Raw genomic sequence first — 15,254 nt, 5'->3', positions numbered from 1 at the left:
GCGCACTCCGGCGGCCCCAATTCGACGGTCCTGGACGTTGCCTGGCAAAGATCTGGTCAAACGCCCTACCGGACGGTAGATTGCACATGTCTCGCTGTGGTGCCCATCACATGGGCGCCGATCTCCCCGTCCCCCGGCGTCATCCCCGCCGGCGTGCCACGGGTGAGAGCTGGGCGGACCTTGATGAGAAAGGCGGAGGCAATGCCTCAGAACCCCACCCCTGCCCGGCGCCGTCGGGCCCTGGCCGCGGCCGTCGCCGGCGCGAGCCTCGTGGCCGCTCCCGCGCTCGCGGTGTCGGCCACCGCCGTCGAACTGCCCGACGGCAGCACCGTCTCCAGCCCGCAGGGCGAGGTGCAGGTCCAGCAGCAGTTCGAGGACGGCCGCTACTTCGTGGTCCTGAAGGACCAGCCGTCGGTGACCGCCCCCGAGGCCGGCGCCGTTCCGGGCGCCGCTCCGAAGGCGAAGTTCGACCCTTCGCACCCGCGCGTGAAGAACTACGAGGCCAAGCTCCAGCGCCAGCAGGAGAAGGTCGCGAAGGCCCACGGCGCCAAGGCCGAGATCTCCTTCCAGCGCGCCGTGAACGCGTTCGTCGCCGAGCTGACCGCCGAGGAGGCCCAGTCGATCGCGAAGGACCCGGCCGTGCTCGGCGTCGCGCCGGACGAGCAGGTGGCCCCGGACTACAGCTCCACCGAATTCCTCGGCCTGCCCGGCAAGAAGGGCACCTGGAAGTCCGTGTACGGCAAGGCCGAGAACGCGGGCAAGGGCGTGGTGGTCGGCGTCATCGACTCCGGCATCCACCCGGACAACCCGTTCATCGACAGTCAGCCCGTCCAGCCGCTCAAGGGCAAGGCCAAGGTCGGCGTGCCGTACCGCACCGCGGACGGCCAGATCGCCGTGCTCAAGGCGGACGGCACCACCGCCACGGCCGAGTGCGAGACCGGCCCGGACTTCCCGGCGTCGTCGTGCGACTCCAAGCTGATCGGCGCCTACGCCTTCTCCGACGACTTCGAGCGCTTCGTCCCGGTGGACGAGCGGGCCCCGGAGGAGCGCATCTCCCCGCTGGGCGTGTTCTCCCACGGCACCCACGTGGCCACCACCATCCTCGGCAACACCGGGGTGGAGCAGACCATCGACGACGACTCCTTCGGCGAGGGCGCGGGCGTGGCCCCGGCCGCCCACCTGATCTCCTACAAGATCTGCTGGGAGGACACCGACCCGAACACCGGCGGCTGCTACACCTCCGCCTCCGTGGCCGCCATCGAGCAGGCCATCGAGAACAACGTGGACGTGCTGAACTACTCGATCTCCGGCTCCAACACCTCGATCGTGGACCCGGTGGCCATGGCCTTCAAGTCCGCCGCCGAGGCCGGCATCTTCGTGGCCGCCTCCGGCGGCAACTCCGGCCCCGGCCCGAACACCGTGAACCACGGCTCCCCGTGGCTGACCACCGTGGCCGCGGAGACGTTCTCCAACGAGCTCACCGCCACCGTGCAGTTCTCCGACGGCACGCAGCTCCGGGGCGCCTCCTCGGCCCGCACCGGCGTGGGCCCGGCCGAGGTCATCCACGCGTCCGAGGTCGCCGCCGGCGACGCCGAGGCCGCGCGTCTCTGCCTGCCCGGCGGGCTCACCGAGGAGGCCGCCGGCAAGATCGTGCTCTGCGAGCGCGGCGGGAACGCCCGCACCGAGAAGTCGCAGGTGGTGGAGGAGGCCGGCGGCGTCGGCATGATCCTCGTGAACACCCCGTCCGGCTCGCTGGACGCGGACATCCACGCGGTGCCGACCGTGCACATGAACGACAACGGCGTGATCGAGAAGGTGAAGTCCTCCGACCTCACCGCCACGATCGTCCCGGGCGACACCACCGGCCTGCCGGAGGACCCGCTTCCCCAGATCGCCGGCTTCTCCTCCCGCGGCCCGGCCAACGCCGTGAACCAGGAGCTCCTGAAGCCCGACCTCGCAGCCCCCGGCGTGAACGTGATCGCCGGCGTCTCCCCGCTGGACCCCGACTACCACGGCAACACGTTCGGCCTGATGTCCGGCACGTCCATGGCCTCGCCGAACCTGGCCGGCATGGCCACGCTGCTGATCGGCAAGTACCCGGCCTGGTCCCCGATGGCCGTGAAGTCCGCCCTCATGACCACCGCCGGCGACGTGTACAACGCTGACGGCACCGTGAACACGGACAACTTCGCCACGGGCGCCGGCTCCGCCGATCCGGCCGCCGCCGCCCGTCCGGGCCTGGTCTACGACTCCGGCAAGGAGCAGTGGGACGCGCTGCTGCGCGGCGACATCGCCGGCCGTGACGTGAACGTCCCGTCCCTGGCGATCCCCGACGTCGTCGGCTCGGCCACCGTGACCCGCACCGTGACCGCCCTGGAGAACGGCCGCTGGCAGTTCTCCGCGAACGTGCCCGGCTTCGAGGTGACCGCCTCCCCGGCCGTGCTGGACCTGAAGGCCGGCCAGTCCGCCGACGTCGAGCTGACCGTCACCCGCACCGACGCCGCGGTGAACACCTGGACCCACGGCTCCATGTCCTGGACCACCGCCAAGGGCAAGGCCGTCCCGGAGGTGACCTCCCCGGTCACCGTCAAGGCGAAGTCCGCGACCGTCACCTCCGCCGGCGAGGGCTCCGGCGCCACCGGCTCCGCCGACGTGGAGATCACCCCCGGCGTGACCGGTGAGCTGACCCCGCAGGTCCTGGGCCTGGGCAAGGTGGACTCCACCGTGGCCGCCGCCATCGCGAGCAACTCGCTCGAGTCCAGCGCACTGGCCGTGTCCACGGTGACCGTGGAGGAGGGCACCAAGTCCCTGGTGGCCTCGATCAACGCGGGCGCCGCCGGCGCCGACTGGGACCTGTACGTGATCACCCCCGAGGGCAAGCAGCTCTCCCGGGCGACCGCGGACGAGTCCGAGACGCTGACGATCGCGAACCCCACCCCGGGCGCCTATACCGTGGTCGGCCACCTGTACGCGGCCAACGGCGGCAAGGACACCGGCACCCTCGAGACGCTGAAGCTGCGCGAGGACGCGGGCAACCTGACCGTCTCCCCGAACCCGGTGCCCGTGACCTCGGGCAAGGCCACCGAGGCGACCCTCTCCTGGTCGGGCCTGACCTCGGGCACCTGGAAGGGCCTCGTCACCTGGGACGCGGGCATCACGACCGACGTGACCGTCCAGGTCCCGTGACCGCCGACCCCCTCCGTCCTCGCTGACGGAACGGGAGGAACCGCCCGCACGACGCCGGCCCCGCACCTTCACGCTGAAGGTGCGGGGCCGGCGTCGTGGGCGGTGGGGCAGCGGCGGATGCGGCGTCAGCGGCCGGTGCCGCCGTAGACCGTGGCCTCCTCCTCGGCGTCGAGGCCGAAGGCGGCGTGCACGGCGCGGACGGCGTCGTCGAGCTTGTCCTCGGCGGTGACCACGGAGATGCGGATCTCCGAAGTGGAGATGAGGTCCACGTTCACGCCGGCGTCGGCGAGCGCCTTGAAGAAGGTGGCGGAGACGCCCGGGTTGGAGCGCATGCCCGCGCCGATCAGCGAGAGCTTGCCGATCTCCGGGTCCGAGACGATGTCCTGGAAGCCGATCCGGTCCTGGGCGGCGCGCAGGGCGGCCATGGCGTCCTTGCCCTCCACGATCGGCAGGGTGAAGGAGATGTCCGTGCGGCCCGAGCCCTCGCGGGAGATGTTCTGCACGATCATGTCGATGTTCACGTTGGACACGGCGATCACGCGGAAGATCTCGGCGGCCTTGCCGGGCACGTCGGGGACGCCGACGATCGTGACCTTGCCCTCGGAGCGGTCGTGGGCGACGCCGGAGACGATGGGCTGTTCCATGGGAGCGCCTTCCTGAAGGGTGATGGTGTCGTTCGGGTCGGGCATGATCCAGGTGCCCTCGTGGTCGGAGAAGGAGGAGCGCACGTGCAGCGGCACGCCGAAGCGGCGCGCGTACTCCACGGAGCGCAGGTGCAGCACCTTGGATCCGGAGGCCGCCATCTCGAGGGTCTCCTCGGAGGAGAGCTCGGTGAGCTTGCGGGCGGTCGGCACGACGCGCGGGTCGGCCGAGTAGACGCCGTCCACGTCCGTGTAGATCTCGCACACGTCCGCGCCGAGCGCGGCGGCGAGGGCGACGGCGGTGGTGTCCGAGCCGCCGCGGCCCATGGTGGTGATGTCCTTGGACTCGGGGCTCATGCCCTGGAACCCGGCCACGATGGCCACGCGGCCGGCGTCGAGGGCCTCCTGCACGCGGTGGGGGTTGACCTTGACGATCCGGGCCCGGCCGTACGAGGTGTCCGTCAGCATGCCGGCCTGGGAGCCGGTGTAGGAACGGGCCTCGACGCCCTCGGCGTGGATCGCCATCGCCAGCAGGGACATGGAGATGCGCTCGCCGGCCGAGAGCAGGATGTCCATCTCGCGTGCGGGCGCGTCCTGCGTGAGCTCGGCGGCGAGGTCGAGCAGCTCGTCCGTGGTGTCGCCCATGGCCGAGACGACCACGCACACGCGGTTCCCGGCGCGCACCGTGTCCGCGACGCGGCGGGCCACGCGCTCGATGCCGGCGGCGTCGGCCACGGAGGAGCCGCCGAACTTCTGGACGATGAGACTCATGGGTCGCTCCGGACGGGGTCGAGGGTCGGTTCGGGCCAAGTCTAGGGGCGCACTCTCGCGCGGGTCCGCCAGGTGAACCCCTGTTCCGGATGCTGGACCCGGCGCCCGTGGCCGGTCAGGACGACGGCGCCCGCGGCCCCGCCTGCGACCCCGGGCGAGCGGGGATCGGCGCCGGGATCATCCCCCGGGTGGATCCGCGTCCGTGCACTGCGCGGCAAGGATGGGGCCATGACCGCTCCAGCACCCCTGCCCGCCTCACCCGTCCTGGGGGTGGCCGCCTACGACGGGATCGTGGCTCACGGCCTCGCCCGCTCGTTCGGCGCCGTCCATGCGGTGCGGGACGTCTCCCTCACCGTGCCCGCCGGCTCCGTGACGGCCCTCGTCGGCCCGAACGGCTCGGGCAAGACCACGCTTCTGCTGATCCTGGCCACCCTGCTGCGCCCGGACGCCGGCGCCGTGTCCATGGCCGGGGTGGACGCGGTGCGCGAGCCCGTCGAGGCCCGGCGGCGGCTCGGCTGGATGCCCGACACCCTGGGCGTGTGGGAGGAGCTGACCTGTCACGACATCCTCGCCAGCCTGGGACGGCTCTACGGCATGGGGAAGGCGGAGGCGTCCGCGCGCGCGGACGAGCAGCTCGCGTGGGTCGAACTCACGGAGTTCGCCCACCGGCCCGCCCGCGTGCTCTCCCGCGGCCAGCAGCAGCGCCTGTCCCTGGCTCGGGCCACCGTGCACCGGCCCTCCGTCCTGCTCCTGGACGAACCCGCCAACGGCCTCGACCCGGCCGCCCGCATCCGGCTGCGGGACGACCTGCGCGCCATGGCGGCAGCCGGCACCGCCGTGCTCGTCTCCTCCCACGTGCTCGCCGAGCTCGAGGAGATGTCCGACCGCGCCGTGTTCCTCCGTGAGGGCGCCACGGTGGCCACCCAGGAGTTCCGCGCCGCCGACGACCTCGCCCGCCCCTACCGGATCGCCGGGCCCGACCCGACGGCCCGGGACACCCTCGTCCGCGCCCTCGAGGCCCGCGGCCTGACCGTCACCGTGGCCACCGGCGCCGGCGCGGGCCAGCGCCGGGACGGGGTCGTGGTGCAGCTGCGGGGGGAGGCCGCCGCGGCCGCGCTGCTCGCGGACCTCGTGCGCGAGGGTGTGCTCGTCAGCCACTTCGCCCCGGAGGGCTCCCGCCTCGAGAACGCCTACCTGGGCCTCCATCTGGAGGGCCCCCGCACCGAAGGAGACCGACCGTGAGCACCGCCGTCGCGACCTCGATCCACGACCGCCGCCCGCCGCAGCCGCAGCCGGGGGGACGCCTCGGCGCGGCCCAGGCCGTGGCCACCGTGGTGGGCATGGAACTGCGTCAGCGGCTGCGCTCGCGTGGCTGGTACGTGCTGTTGGGCGTCTTCTTCGTGGTGGTGGGGGCGGTGACCCTCGGCGCCCTCGGGCTGCGCGGCCTGGGCGTGGCGGAGATGGAGGCGTCCGGCCTGGAGCCGGAGCTGGCGGAGCAGCAGATGCGCGCCCTGGGGCGGACGCTCTTCGACGGCGTCCTGCTCTTCGTCCTCACCCTCTCGCTGCTGGTCTCGCCCGCCCTGGCGGCCAACGCGATCTCGGGCGACCGTGCCGGCGGCACCCTGGCCATCACCCAGGTCACCCTGCTGCGGACCGGGCACCTGATGGCGGGCAAGTGGCTGGCCGCGTGGATCGCCTCCGCCGCGTTCCTCGCGGCCGCGCTGCCGTGGCTGGCGGTCGCGGCCGTGGTGGGGCGCGTGTCCCCGTGGGCCGTGCTGGTGGGGCTCGTGATGATCCTCGTGGAGTTCGGCATGATCGCGGGGATCGGCGTGGCCGTCTCGGCGATCGCCGGGCGCACGCTGTTCGCCGTCGTGGTGACGTACCTGATCGTGGCGGCGCTGACGATCGGCACCCTGGTGGCCTTCGGGCTGTCTCTGCAGTTCCTGCAGACCGAGGTGCGGGCCAACGACGCCGAGTACGGCTCCATGACGGCGGAGCCGTTCACCGAGGCGGAGCTCGAGAAGATGACCCCGGAGGAGGCGGAGCAGGCCTGGGCCGAGTGGGAGGCGGCGCACCCGGAGCTGTACGACGGGATCGCCGACCGGTGCGTCGGCCCGGTGACCGCTCGGACGATCCCCGACCCGCGGCGCAGCGGATGGCTGCTCGCGGCGAACCCGTACGCCGTGCTCGCGGATGCCTCCCCCTGGGAGGGCGGGCTCCTCGAGGACGGGACCCGGGCGGAGCCCGGGCCGCTCAACCTGCTGTCCGTGGGGCTGCGCTGGACCCAGCGAGACCCCGTCCGGGACGTCGAGTGCCTCGACGGCGAGCTGCGCGGTCTCGACAGCACCGGCGTGCCGGACCGGCAGGGCACCTGGCCGGTGTGGCCGCTCGGTCTGGCGATGCAGGGTGTGCTCGTGGCCGGGCTGGTCTGGTGGGGCCACCGTCGCCTGGACACCCCGGCCGGGCGGCTGCCCGCCGGCACGCGCGTGGCCTGAGCCGGGCCGGCGTCGGGCGGGGCCTGCTCGACACCGGCCGGTGTCAGCCGCTGATCAGGCGACGTCCCTCGAAGGCACGGCCGAGGGTGACCTCGTCCGCGTACTCGAGGTCCCCGCCGACGGGCAGACCGGAGGCCAGGCGCGTGACGCGGATGCCCGTGGCGCCGAGGAGCCGGCCGAGGTAGGTGGCCGTCGCCTCGCCCTCGAGGTTGGGATCCGTGGCGAGGATGACCTCCTGCACGGCCTCGTCCTGCAGCCGGGTGAGCAGCTCGCGGACGTGCAGCTGCTCGGGACCGATGCCGGCGATCGGATTGATGGACCCGCCGAGCACGTGGTAGCGGCCCTGGAAGGCGCGGGTGCGCTCCATGGCCATGACGTCCTGCGACTCCTCGACCACGCAGATCTGGGAGCGGTCCCGGCGCTCATCCCGGCAGAGCGAGCACACCTCGTCCTCGGAGACGTTGAAGCAGACCGAGCACAGCCGCACCCTGTCCTTGACCGTGCGGATGGCGTCCGCGAGCCGCAGCATGTCCTCCCGGTCCGCCTCCAGCATGTGGAAGGCGATGCGCTGGGCAGACTTCGGCCCGATGCCCGGCAGGCGGCCGAGCTCGTCGATCAGGTCCTGCACCGCGCCCTGGTACATCCGTCTCCCTCGTCCGATGGTGCGTCTCGTGGGGCGTGCGCCCCGACGCGGCGCCGTGGTCCGGCGCCGCGTCCATCATGCCCGCGGCCCCGGACCGCGTACGGGCGCGTTCGCCTCAGGCGTCGTTGGGGCGTTCCTCGAGCAGACGGCCGCCGAGCACCCGTTCGACGACGGCCCGGCCCACGAGGCCCGAGTCCTCGAGCGGGACGTCGTCGTCGCTGGCGACCTCGTCCTCCCACCCCACACCGGACGTCGCCGGGGCGGCGGGGCCGGTGTCGGCGGGCCGGGCCGGGCCGCGACCCTGGGCGGCCTCGCGGGCGGCGCGGATGGCCGCGGCCCGCGCGTCCAACGACGGCAGCGCCGAGGCTCCCCCGGCGGGCTCGACGTCGGCGGGGCGCGCCCCGAGCGAGGCCGCGCTCGGCCGGCCCCCGGCGGGGGAGCCCGGCGAGGCGTCCGGGTCGGGGCCACCGGGAGCGCCGGGGCCGCCGCCCGTCCCGCCGCCGCCGCTCGAGCCCGCGTTCACCGGAGGCTCGAGGGGCCCACCGGCCCGCAGCCGCTCCATGAGCCGCGGGTACATGCTCGCCGGATGGCCCGAACCCGGGAAGTCCGAACCGGTCGGGCCGGCAGCCGCGCGCGGCGCGGCGTCCGCGTCGTCGGCGGGCACGCCCGGGTCAGGGGTCGCGTCGGCCGTGGGCGAGCCCGTGGGGCGCCGCTCCTCGTCCGAGGACGGGCCGGCGCCCGAGGCGGCCGGGTGGAGATCGCGTCGCTCCGTGGCCGCTGCGTCGTCGTCCGGGGCGGGCGACGGCGTGGCAGGCCGGGCGGAGTCACCGTCCGCGGCCGCGCCCGCGCCGTCGTCGAAGCCGGCGGGACGGGTCGCGCCGAAGCGCTTCGCGAACTCGGCGCGCAGCTCCGCCTCCGGACGGGCGAACACGGGGATCGAGTGCTCCTCCTCGCGGACCAGCGGCCCCGGGTCGTAGGCCCGACGGACCTCCTCGGCGCTCGGCTCGCTCTCGCCGGGGGTCGGGGCGTCGGGCTGGACCGGGGAGTCCTGGCCGGCGTCCGGCGCGGCGCCGCCGGGGGCCGGTGCGGCCTGCGGCGGCGCGCCCCAGTCCTCGACCGACGGCACGGGGCCGTCCCAGCCGGCGGCGCCGACGGGCCGCTCCTCGGCGTCCCGGGCAGGCGGGGTCCAGCCCTCGGGGCCGTCCGAGTCGTCCTGCTCCGCGTCCGGGTCGAACGCGGGCAGCGAGTCCCACGGGTCCTCCTCGGGCGGGGGAGCGTCGTCCCAGGCGGGCGGCTCCTCGTCCGGGCCGCCCCAGCCGTCCGCCGGCGGGGCGGGGGCGGGCGTCGTCGACGACGTCGGCGCCGGCCCCCAGGAGGTGGCGGGAGCCGCGGGCGTCCAGGCGGGGGACGGCTCCGGCGTCTGACGCTGCTGCGTGGCCCGGGGCGGAACGGCCGGCGGCGCCGGGTCGTCCTCCGCGGTGGAGGGTGCGGCGGAGCGCGGCGGGGTGGGGCGGGAGGACTCCGGCTCGCGCGGGGCCTGCCCCGGTGCCGGAGCGGGCCGGTTCGGCTGCGCCGCCGGTCGGTCGGGCCGGCCCTGCTGCGGGGCCGGACGCTCAGGCCGGTCCGTCCGCGCCGGGCCGGCCGGGCGAGCGCCGGACTGTGCGCGGGCGTCCCCGGTCGGCGCGTCCCCACCGAGGATCAGATCGAGCCGCGGGCGGATGCCGAGCACCTGGTGGACGGCCTCGCCGAGCACGCGGTCACCGCCCCGGCCGAGCAGCGACTGGCGGGGCCCGTCCTGCTGGAAGCCGATCGTCAGCAACGAGCCGTCGTAGCCCGCGACGCTCGCGTTGTCCTTCACCAGCATCCACACCAGGCGTGAGGCGTCCTCGAGGGCCGTGAGGATGTCCGGCCAGGCCCGGCGGATCATCTCCACCTGGCTCGCCGCCGGGGCGGGCGTGGGGCTCGACGGCGCGGCCGTCTCCTCCGGCCCGTGGGCGGGGGCCGGCGCGGCACCGGTGCGCTCCTGGGCATGGGACCGGCCCTCGGGCTCGGGCCGGCCCTCAGGCTCGGCGCGGCTCCCGGCCTCCGGGCGGCGCGTGTCCCCGGAACGGGCCCCGACCTCAGCCGGTTCGGGCCGCTTGGGCTGCGGCGGCTGCTGCGGACGCTCGGACCCCGTGGCCCCGGCGGCGGCGTCCCCCTCCGGCGCCTCTGTCGCGGACTGCGGGGCAGGCGGCGTCCAGCGCTCCGGCGGGGCGGTGGACGCGGTCGGCGCGGGCTCCTCCGGCCGCCGCATGGCGGCCCGGGCGAGCGCGGCACCGGTCAGAGTGCCGGAGCCCTCCGCGTTCTCGGCCGATCCGCCGCCGTCCGCGGCGGGCGTGCCGGACCGGGCCGGCGTCGTCGTGCCCTCCGGGGCGCCGTCCTCGACGGGCGCGGCGCCACCGAGCTCCAGGCGCCGTTCGAGGGCCTCGAGGCGGGCGGCCAGGCCGCGGTGCGTCTCGTCCGAGGCAGGCAGCAGCAGGCGCGCCATGAGCAGCTCGAGGTGCAGGCGGGGACTGGTGGCCCCCACCATGTCCGTCAGCGCGAGGTTGGTGACGTCCGCGAGGCGGGAGAGCTCCGCGCGGGAGAGCTGCGCGGCCTGCGCCGACAGACGCCGCACCTGGTCCTCCGGCATGCCGTGCAGGATCGCCCCGGCCTCCTCCGGCAGGGCACGGGCGATCACGAGGTCGCGGAAGCGGTCCAGCAGGTCCTCGACGAAGCGGCGCGGGTCCTGGCCGGACTGCACCACGCGGTCCACCACGCGGAATACGGTGGGGGTGTCGTCCGCGGCGACGGCGTCGATCACGTCGTCCAGCAGGGCTTCCGGGGTGAAGCCGAGCAGGCTCACCGCGAGCTCGTAGGAGACCTGGCCCTCCTGGGCACCCGCGATCAGCTGGTCCAGCACGGAGAGCGTGTCACGCACCGAGCCCGTGCCGGCGCGCACCACGAGCGGCAGCACGCCCTTCTCCACGGACACGCCCTCCTCCGCGCACAGCTGCTCGAGGTAGGCGATGAGCGGCTCCGGCGGCACGAGCCGGAACGGGTAGTGGTGGGTGCGGGAGCGGATGGTCCCGATGACCTTCTCCGGCTCCGTGGTGGCGAAGATGAACTTCAGGTGCTCCGGCGGCTCCTCCACGATCTTGAGCAGCGCGTTGAAGCCCGCCGCGGTGACCATGTGCGCCTCGTCGATGATGAGGATCTTGTAGCGGTCCCGGACCGGGGCGAACGTGGCCCGCTCGCGCAGGCCGCGGGCGTCCTCCACACCGCCGTGCGAGGCCGCGTCGATCTCCAGCACGTCCAGCGAGCCCGGCCCGCCGGTGGCCAGGTCCCGGCACGAGTCGCACTCGCCGCACGGCGTGGGCGTGGGGCCTTGGGCGCAGTTCAGGCAGCGCGCGAGGATGCGGGCGGACGTGGTCTTGCCGCAGCCGCGCGGGCCGGAGAAGAGGTAGGCGTGGTTCACGCGGTCCTTCGCCAGTGCGGTGCGCAGCGGGACCGTGACATGGTCCTGCCCGATCACGTCCTCGAAACGGTCCGGGCGGTAGCGGCGATACAGGGCGGTGCTCACCCTCGAAAGCCTATCCGGCGGGCGGACGGGCTAAGGGAGCCGGGGAATGCGCACGCCCGCCGGCCCGTTCCCTGGCCCATGACCACCACGCACATGCACACCGACGCCGAGGACACGATCCACCCCACGCAGCCGGCCCCGGACGCGGGACCGCTGAGTCAGGCCGAGATCGACCGCCTCTTCGCGGACCGCCACACGACGCAGCTCTTCTCGGACGAGCCCGTCGACCTCGCGCTGATCGAGCGGGCCTACGCGGACCTCCGCTGGGCGCCGACCGCCATGAACAACCAGCCGCTGCGGCTCGACGTCGTGGACAGCCCCGAGGCCCGCGCCCGCCTGGCCCCGCTCATGATCGAGTTCAACCGGGAGAAGACGGAGCGCGCCCCGCTCACAATGATCGCCTCCTACGACCTCGACTGGCACCGCCACATGGGCCACCTCGCCCCGTTCCGGGAGGGCTTCGAGGAGGATGCCGAGGGCAAGCCGGGCATGCGCGAGGGGATGGGCCGCACGAACGCGCTCATCCAGGTGGGCTACCTGCTCGTGGCCCTGCGCGCGCACGGGCTCGAGGTCGGCCCCATGGCCGGGTTCGACGCCGCCGCCGTGGACGCCGAGTTCCATGCGGACCGTGCCTGGAAGTCCCTCCTGGTGATCAACGTGGGCCACGCCGCCGCAGACGACGAGAAGGCGCAGCAGCCCCGCCAGGGCCGCCTCGACTTCGACCAGGCCGCCCAGGTCCTCTGACCGGGGCCGGGCCTGCGGCGGATCAGGGCGCCGGCCCGCTCAGAGCCCGGTGAACACCCACGGATCACGCGGCAGGGCGGCCGGGTCGAACGCGGGCACGGCGGCCGCCAGCGGTCCCGCGGGCAGGCCGAGGGACTCCAGCAGCCGGTCCCGCACCCGCTCGGGGGTCCACGCCGGGTCCTGCGCGGCGAGGTCCTCGAGCGTCACGGCGCCGTCCCGCTTGGCCAGCCGCCGCCCCTCCGCATTCAGCACGAGCGGCACGTGCAGGTACTCCACCGCGGGCGTCGGCTCCCCGCGCCCGGCGCACAGCGCCTCGGCCAGCCAGCGCTGACGCGGGGCCGAGTCGAGCAGGTCGTCACCGCGGACCACCTGGTCCACGCCCTGCGCCAGGTCGTCCACGACGACGGCCAGGTTGTACGCGTACGCCCCGTCGTTCCGGCGCAGCACCAGGTCGTCGACCAGGCCCGTGACCTCGCCGTGCAGCACGTCCACGGCGGTGGCGCGGGGGATCCCGCCCGCCGGCAGGCCCGCAACCTTCGCCGCGTCGATCCGCAGGGCGGCGGGACGCACCCGCCGTCGCTCGGCCCGCTCGGCCTCCGTCAGGTCCCGGCAGGTGCCCGGATAGAAGCCGGGCGGACGCAGCGGCACGGTGCCACCGGGGGCGGGGGCGCCGTCGTCGGGCCTCGGGTGTGGGGCCGACGTCGCCTCGGCGATGTCCTTGCGCGAGCAGAAGCACTCGTAGACCGCGTCCGCGCCGTGCGCGGCGCGCAGGGCGGCCACGGCGGCGTCGTACAGGCCGGTGCGTTCGGACTGACGCACCGGCTCGGCGTCCCAATCCAGCCCGACGGCGGCCAGGTCCGCCCGCTGGTCGGCCTCGGCCCCGGAGCGGACGCGGTCCAGGTCCTCGATCCGCAGCAGGAAGGCGCGGTCCGTGGCGCGCGCCGCGAGCCACGCGACGAGCGCGGTGCGCAGGTTGCCCAGGTGCAGGCTTCCCGTGGGGGAGGGGGCGTAGCGTCCGGCGGGCATGGGATCTCCTGGGGAAAGCGAAGACCCCTCACGCACCTGCCAGAGCCCACCTACCCTTGCTACCTTCCGGTCCTGGGGGAGTTCAGCGAGATGACACCACGTGAGGGGCCGCCGACGACTCTACCAGGGCGGCGGCGGGCGCGGCGATTCGGGCCGCGGGGAGGCCCAGGCCGAGCTCGCGCCTCCCGCGGAGGATTGGCGCGGCCCAGGACGATCTGGTTATGATGGAGCCTGCCCTCGCGCGGTCCGCCGCCTGAGGGCGCACCAAGGAGGATTCGCCTAGCGGCCTATGGCGCACGCCTGGAACGCGTGTTGGGTTAACAGCCCTCGGGGGTTCAAATCCCCCATCCTCCGCGGGTAGGCCCCGGGACCCCAGTGGTTCCGGGGCTTTTCGCATGTCCGGGGCTGCTGTCGTCGCGGGCCGCGCGCCCGACGGCAGCGGCCCGCCGCGCTGGATGCGAGACGCGGGTCACATTTGCGCGTATCCTTCTCCCCAGTCGTCCGGGACCGCCGGCGGCCGCCGCTCGGAGCTCGCACCGCACCGGCCATCCCCACCCCGATCTGGAGACCCCATGTCCTTCGCAGATCTCATCACCGCCGTGAACGACGTCATCTGGTCCCCGGCCCTGATCTGGCTCTGCCTGATCGTCGGCCTCTACTTCACCATCCGGACCATGTTCCTGCAGTTCGTGAACATCCCGGACATGGTGAAGCAGCTCCGCGAGGGCCAGGACTCCGCGGACGGCACCTCGTCCCTCCAGTCCCTCATGATGTCGCTCGCCGGCCGCGTCGGCATGGGCAACATCGGCGGCGTCGCCACAGCCATCGCGTTCGGCGGCCCCGGTGCCGTGTTCTGGATGTGGGTCATGGCCCTGCTCGGCGCCGCCACGTCCTTCATCGAGTCCACGCTCGGCCAGATCTACAAGGAGCGCGACCCGGACACCGGCGAGTACCGCGGCGGCCCGGCGTACTACTTCGAGAAGGCCTACAAGCACACGGCCGCCGCCCCCGCGTTCAAGGTGTACGCCATCCTGTTCGCCGTCGTCACCGTCTTCGCCACCAGCTACTTCCTGCCGGGCGTGCAGGCCAACGGCGTGGCCGCGGCCGTGGGCGAGGCGTGGGCCGTGCCCGCCTGGGTCGTGGCCCTGGCCATGGTCATCCTGCTGGCCTTCATCGTCCTGGGCGGCGTGAAGCGCATCGCGACGTTCGCCGTCTACGTGGTGCCCGTGATGGCCGTGCTGTACATCATCCTCGCGCTGATCGTGCTGTTCCTGAACTTCGACCAGATCCCCGAGGTCTTCGGCTCCATCTTCGCCAGCGCGTTCGGCGTGCACGCCGTGTTCGGCGCGATCCTCGGCCTCGCCATCCAGTGGGGCGTGAAGCGCGGCGTCTACTCCAACGAGGCCGGCCAGGGCACGGGCCCGCACGCCGCCGCGGCCGCCGAGGTCTCGCACCCGGCAAAGCAGGGCTTCGTGCAGGCGTTCGCCGTGTACATCGACACGCTCTTCGTCTGCTCGGCCACCGCGTTCATCATCATCTCCACGGGCGCCTACCGGGTGTACTCGGACGGGTCCGGCTCCGGCCTGCTGTTCGAGGGCATCGTCTCGCCGACGGCCTCCGAGGGCCCGGCCTTCGTCCAGACCGGCTTCGACGCCATGTTCTCCGGCTTCGGCCCCACGTTCGTGGCCGTGGCGCTGGCGTTCTTCGCCTTCACCACGATCGTGGCGTACTACTACATGGCCGAGGTCAACCTCGTGTTCCTCACGCGCAACCTGCGCAACGGCATGGTCCGCCGCGTCGCGCTGCGCTTCCTGCAGGCTCTGATCCTCGTGTCGGTGGCCTACGGCGCCGTCGCCACCACGGGTGCGGCCTGGGGCCTCGGCGACATCGGCGTGGGCTCCATGGCCTGGCTGAACATCCTCGGCATCCTGGTGCTGCAGGGCCCGGCCCTCAAGGCCCTCAAGGACTACCGCGCACAGAAGCGCCAGGGTCTCGACCCGCAGTTCGACCCGCGCCCGCTCGGCATCCGCAACGCGGACTTCTGGGAGCACCGCGCCGACGGCCTGATCACCCAGGGCGTCGCCGGCACGGCCGAGCACCCGATCGTCGCCGAGGGCGGCGCCCACCGCGCCTGACCTACCGGCGGG

The 15,254-nt window shown here is 74.0% G+C and carries 9 protein-coding genes, 1 tRNA gene and 1 other RNA gene; 6 read left to right on the top strand and 5 right to left on the bottom strand.

Features of this window, described 5'->3' with window-relative positions:
- Positions 1–201 precede the first annotated feature (201 nt).
- Positions 202–3,186 carry a S8 family serine peptidase gene (locus tag ACTSKS_RS05055; protein ID WP_442927341.1) on the top strand — a complete coding sequence of 995 codons (2,985 nt, stop codon included), beginning with the start codon at positions 202–204 and terminating at the stop codon, positions 3,184–3,186.
- 125 nt (positions 3,187–3,311) lie between these two features.
- On the opposite strand, the gene ACTSKS_RS05050 is transcribed toward ACTSKS_RS05055, so the two are convergent.
- Entirely contained in the window at positions 3,312–4,598 is a 1,287-nt protein-coding gene (locus tag ACTSKS_RS05050) for an aspartate kinase (protein WP_036315427.1), read from the bottom strand.
- Between the two features lie 228 nt (positions 4,599–4,826).
- Here ACTSKS_RS05050 and ACTSKS_RS05045 point away from each other — a divergent pair, with 228 nt between their 5' ends.
- Both ACTSKS_RS05045 and ACTSKS_RS05040 read left to right on the top strand, forming a co-directional pair.
- A complete protein-coding gene (locus tag ACTSKS_RS05045; protein ID WP_442927340.1) occupies positions 4,827–5,840 on the top strand; it encodes an ABC transporter ATP-binding protein in 1,014 nt (337 codons plus the stop codon).
- On the top strand, positions 5,837–7,093 hold the full coding sequence (locus ACTSKS_RS05040) for an ABC transporter permease (protein WP_442927339.1): 1,257 nt from the start codon (positions 5,837–5,839) through the stop codon (positions 7,091–7,093). Before ACTSKS_RS05045 ends, ACTSKS_RS05040 begins: the two co-directional genes overlap by 4 nt.
- 43 nt (positions 7,094–7,136) lie before the next feature.
- Here the strand turns inward: ACTSKS_RS05040 and recR are convergent, their stop codons facing one another.
- Entirely contained in the window at positions 7,137–7,736 is a 600-nt protein-coding gene (gene recR / locus ACTSKS_RS05035; protein WP_180536803.1) for a recombination mediator RecR, read from the bottom strand.
- A 115-nt stretch (positions 7,737–7,851) separates the two neighbouring features.
- On the bottom strand, positions 7,852–11,337 hold the full coding sequence (locus tag ACTSKS_RS05030) for a DNA polymerase III subunit gamma and tau (protein WP_442927338.1): 3,486 nt from the start codon (positions 11,335–11,337) through the stop codon (positions 7,852–7,854).
- Positions 11,338–11,415: 78 nt separating this feature from the next.
- Here ACTSKS_RS05030 and ACTSKS_RS05025 point away from each other — a divergent pair, with 78 nt between their 5' ends.
- Positions 11,416–12,081: a malonic semialdehyde reductase gene (locus ACTSKS_RS05025; protein WP_070709156.1), complete on the top strand. Its 666-nt coding sequence runs from the start codon at positions 11,416–11,418 to the stop codon at positions 12,079–12,081.
- A 39-nt stretch (positions 12,082–12,120) separates the two neighbouring features.
- Here the strand turns inward: ACTSKS_RS05025 and gluQRS are convergent, their stop codons facing one another.
- A complete protein-coding gene (gene gluQRS, locus ACTSKS_RS05020; protein WP_145951203.1) occupies positions 12,121–13,107 on the bottom strand; it encodes a tRNA glutamyl-Q(34) synthetase GluQRS in 987 nt (328 codons plus the stop codon).
- A 16-nt stretch (positions 13,108–13,123) separates the two neighbouring features.
- Positions 13,124–13,220: signal recognition particle sRNA small type (gene ffs, locus ACTSKS_RS05015), an RNA gene on the bottom strand.
- A gap of 155 nt (positions 13,221–13,375) precedes the next feature.
- On the opposite strand from ffs, the gene ACTSKS_RS05010 reads away from it, so the two are divergent.
- Both ACTSKS_RS05010 and ACTSKS_RS05005 read left to right on the top strand, forming a co-directional pair.
- Positions 13,376–13,461: transfer RNA gene (locus ACTSKS_RS05010), tRNA-Ser, on the top strand.
- A gap of 218 nt (positions 13,462–13,679) precedes the next feature.
- Positions 13,680–15,242: an alanine/glycine:cation symporter family protein gene (locus ACTSKS_RS05005; protein WP_406892647.1), complete on the top strand. Its 1,563-nt coding sequence runs from the start codon at positions 13,680–13,682 to the stop codon at positions 15,240–15,242.
- Positions 15,243–15,254: the final 12 nt, after the last annotated feature.

It is taken from the genome of Micrococcus sp. TCR-5 (assembly GCF_052220525.1).
Lineage (GTDB): Bacteria > Actinomycetota > Actinomycetes > Actinomycetales > Micrococcaceae > Micrococcus > Micrococcus luteus.
This window is presented reverse-complemented; position numbering and strand designations above follow the sequence as displayed.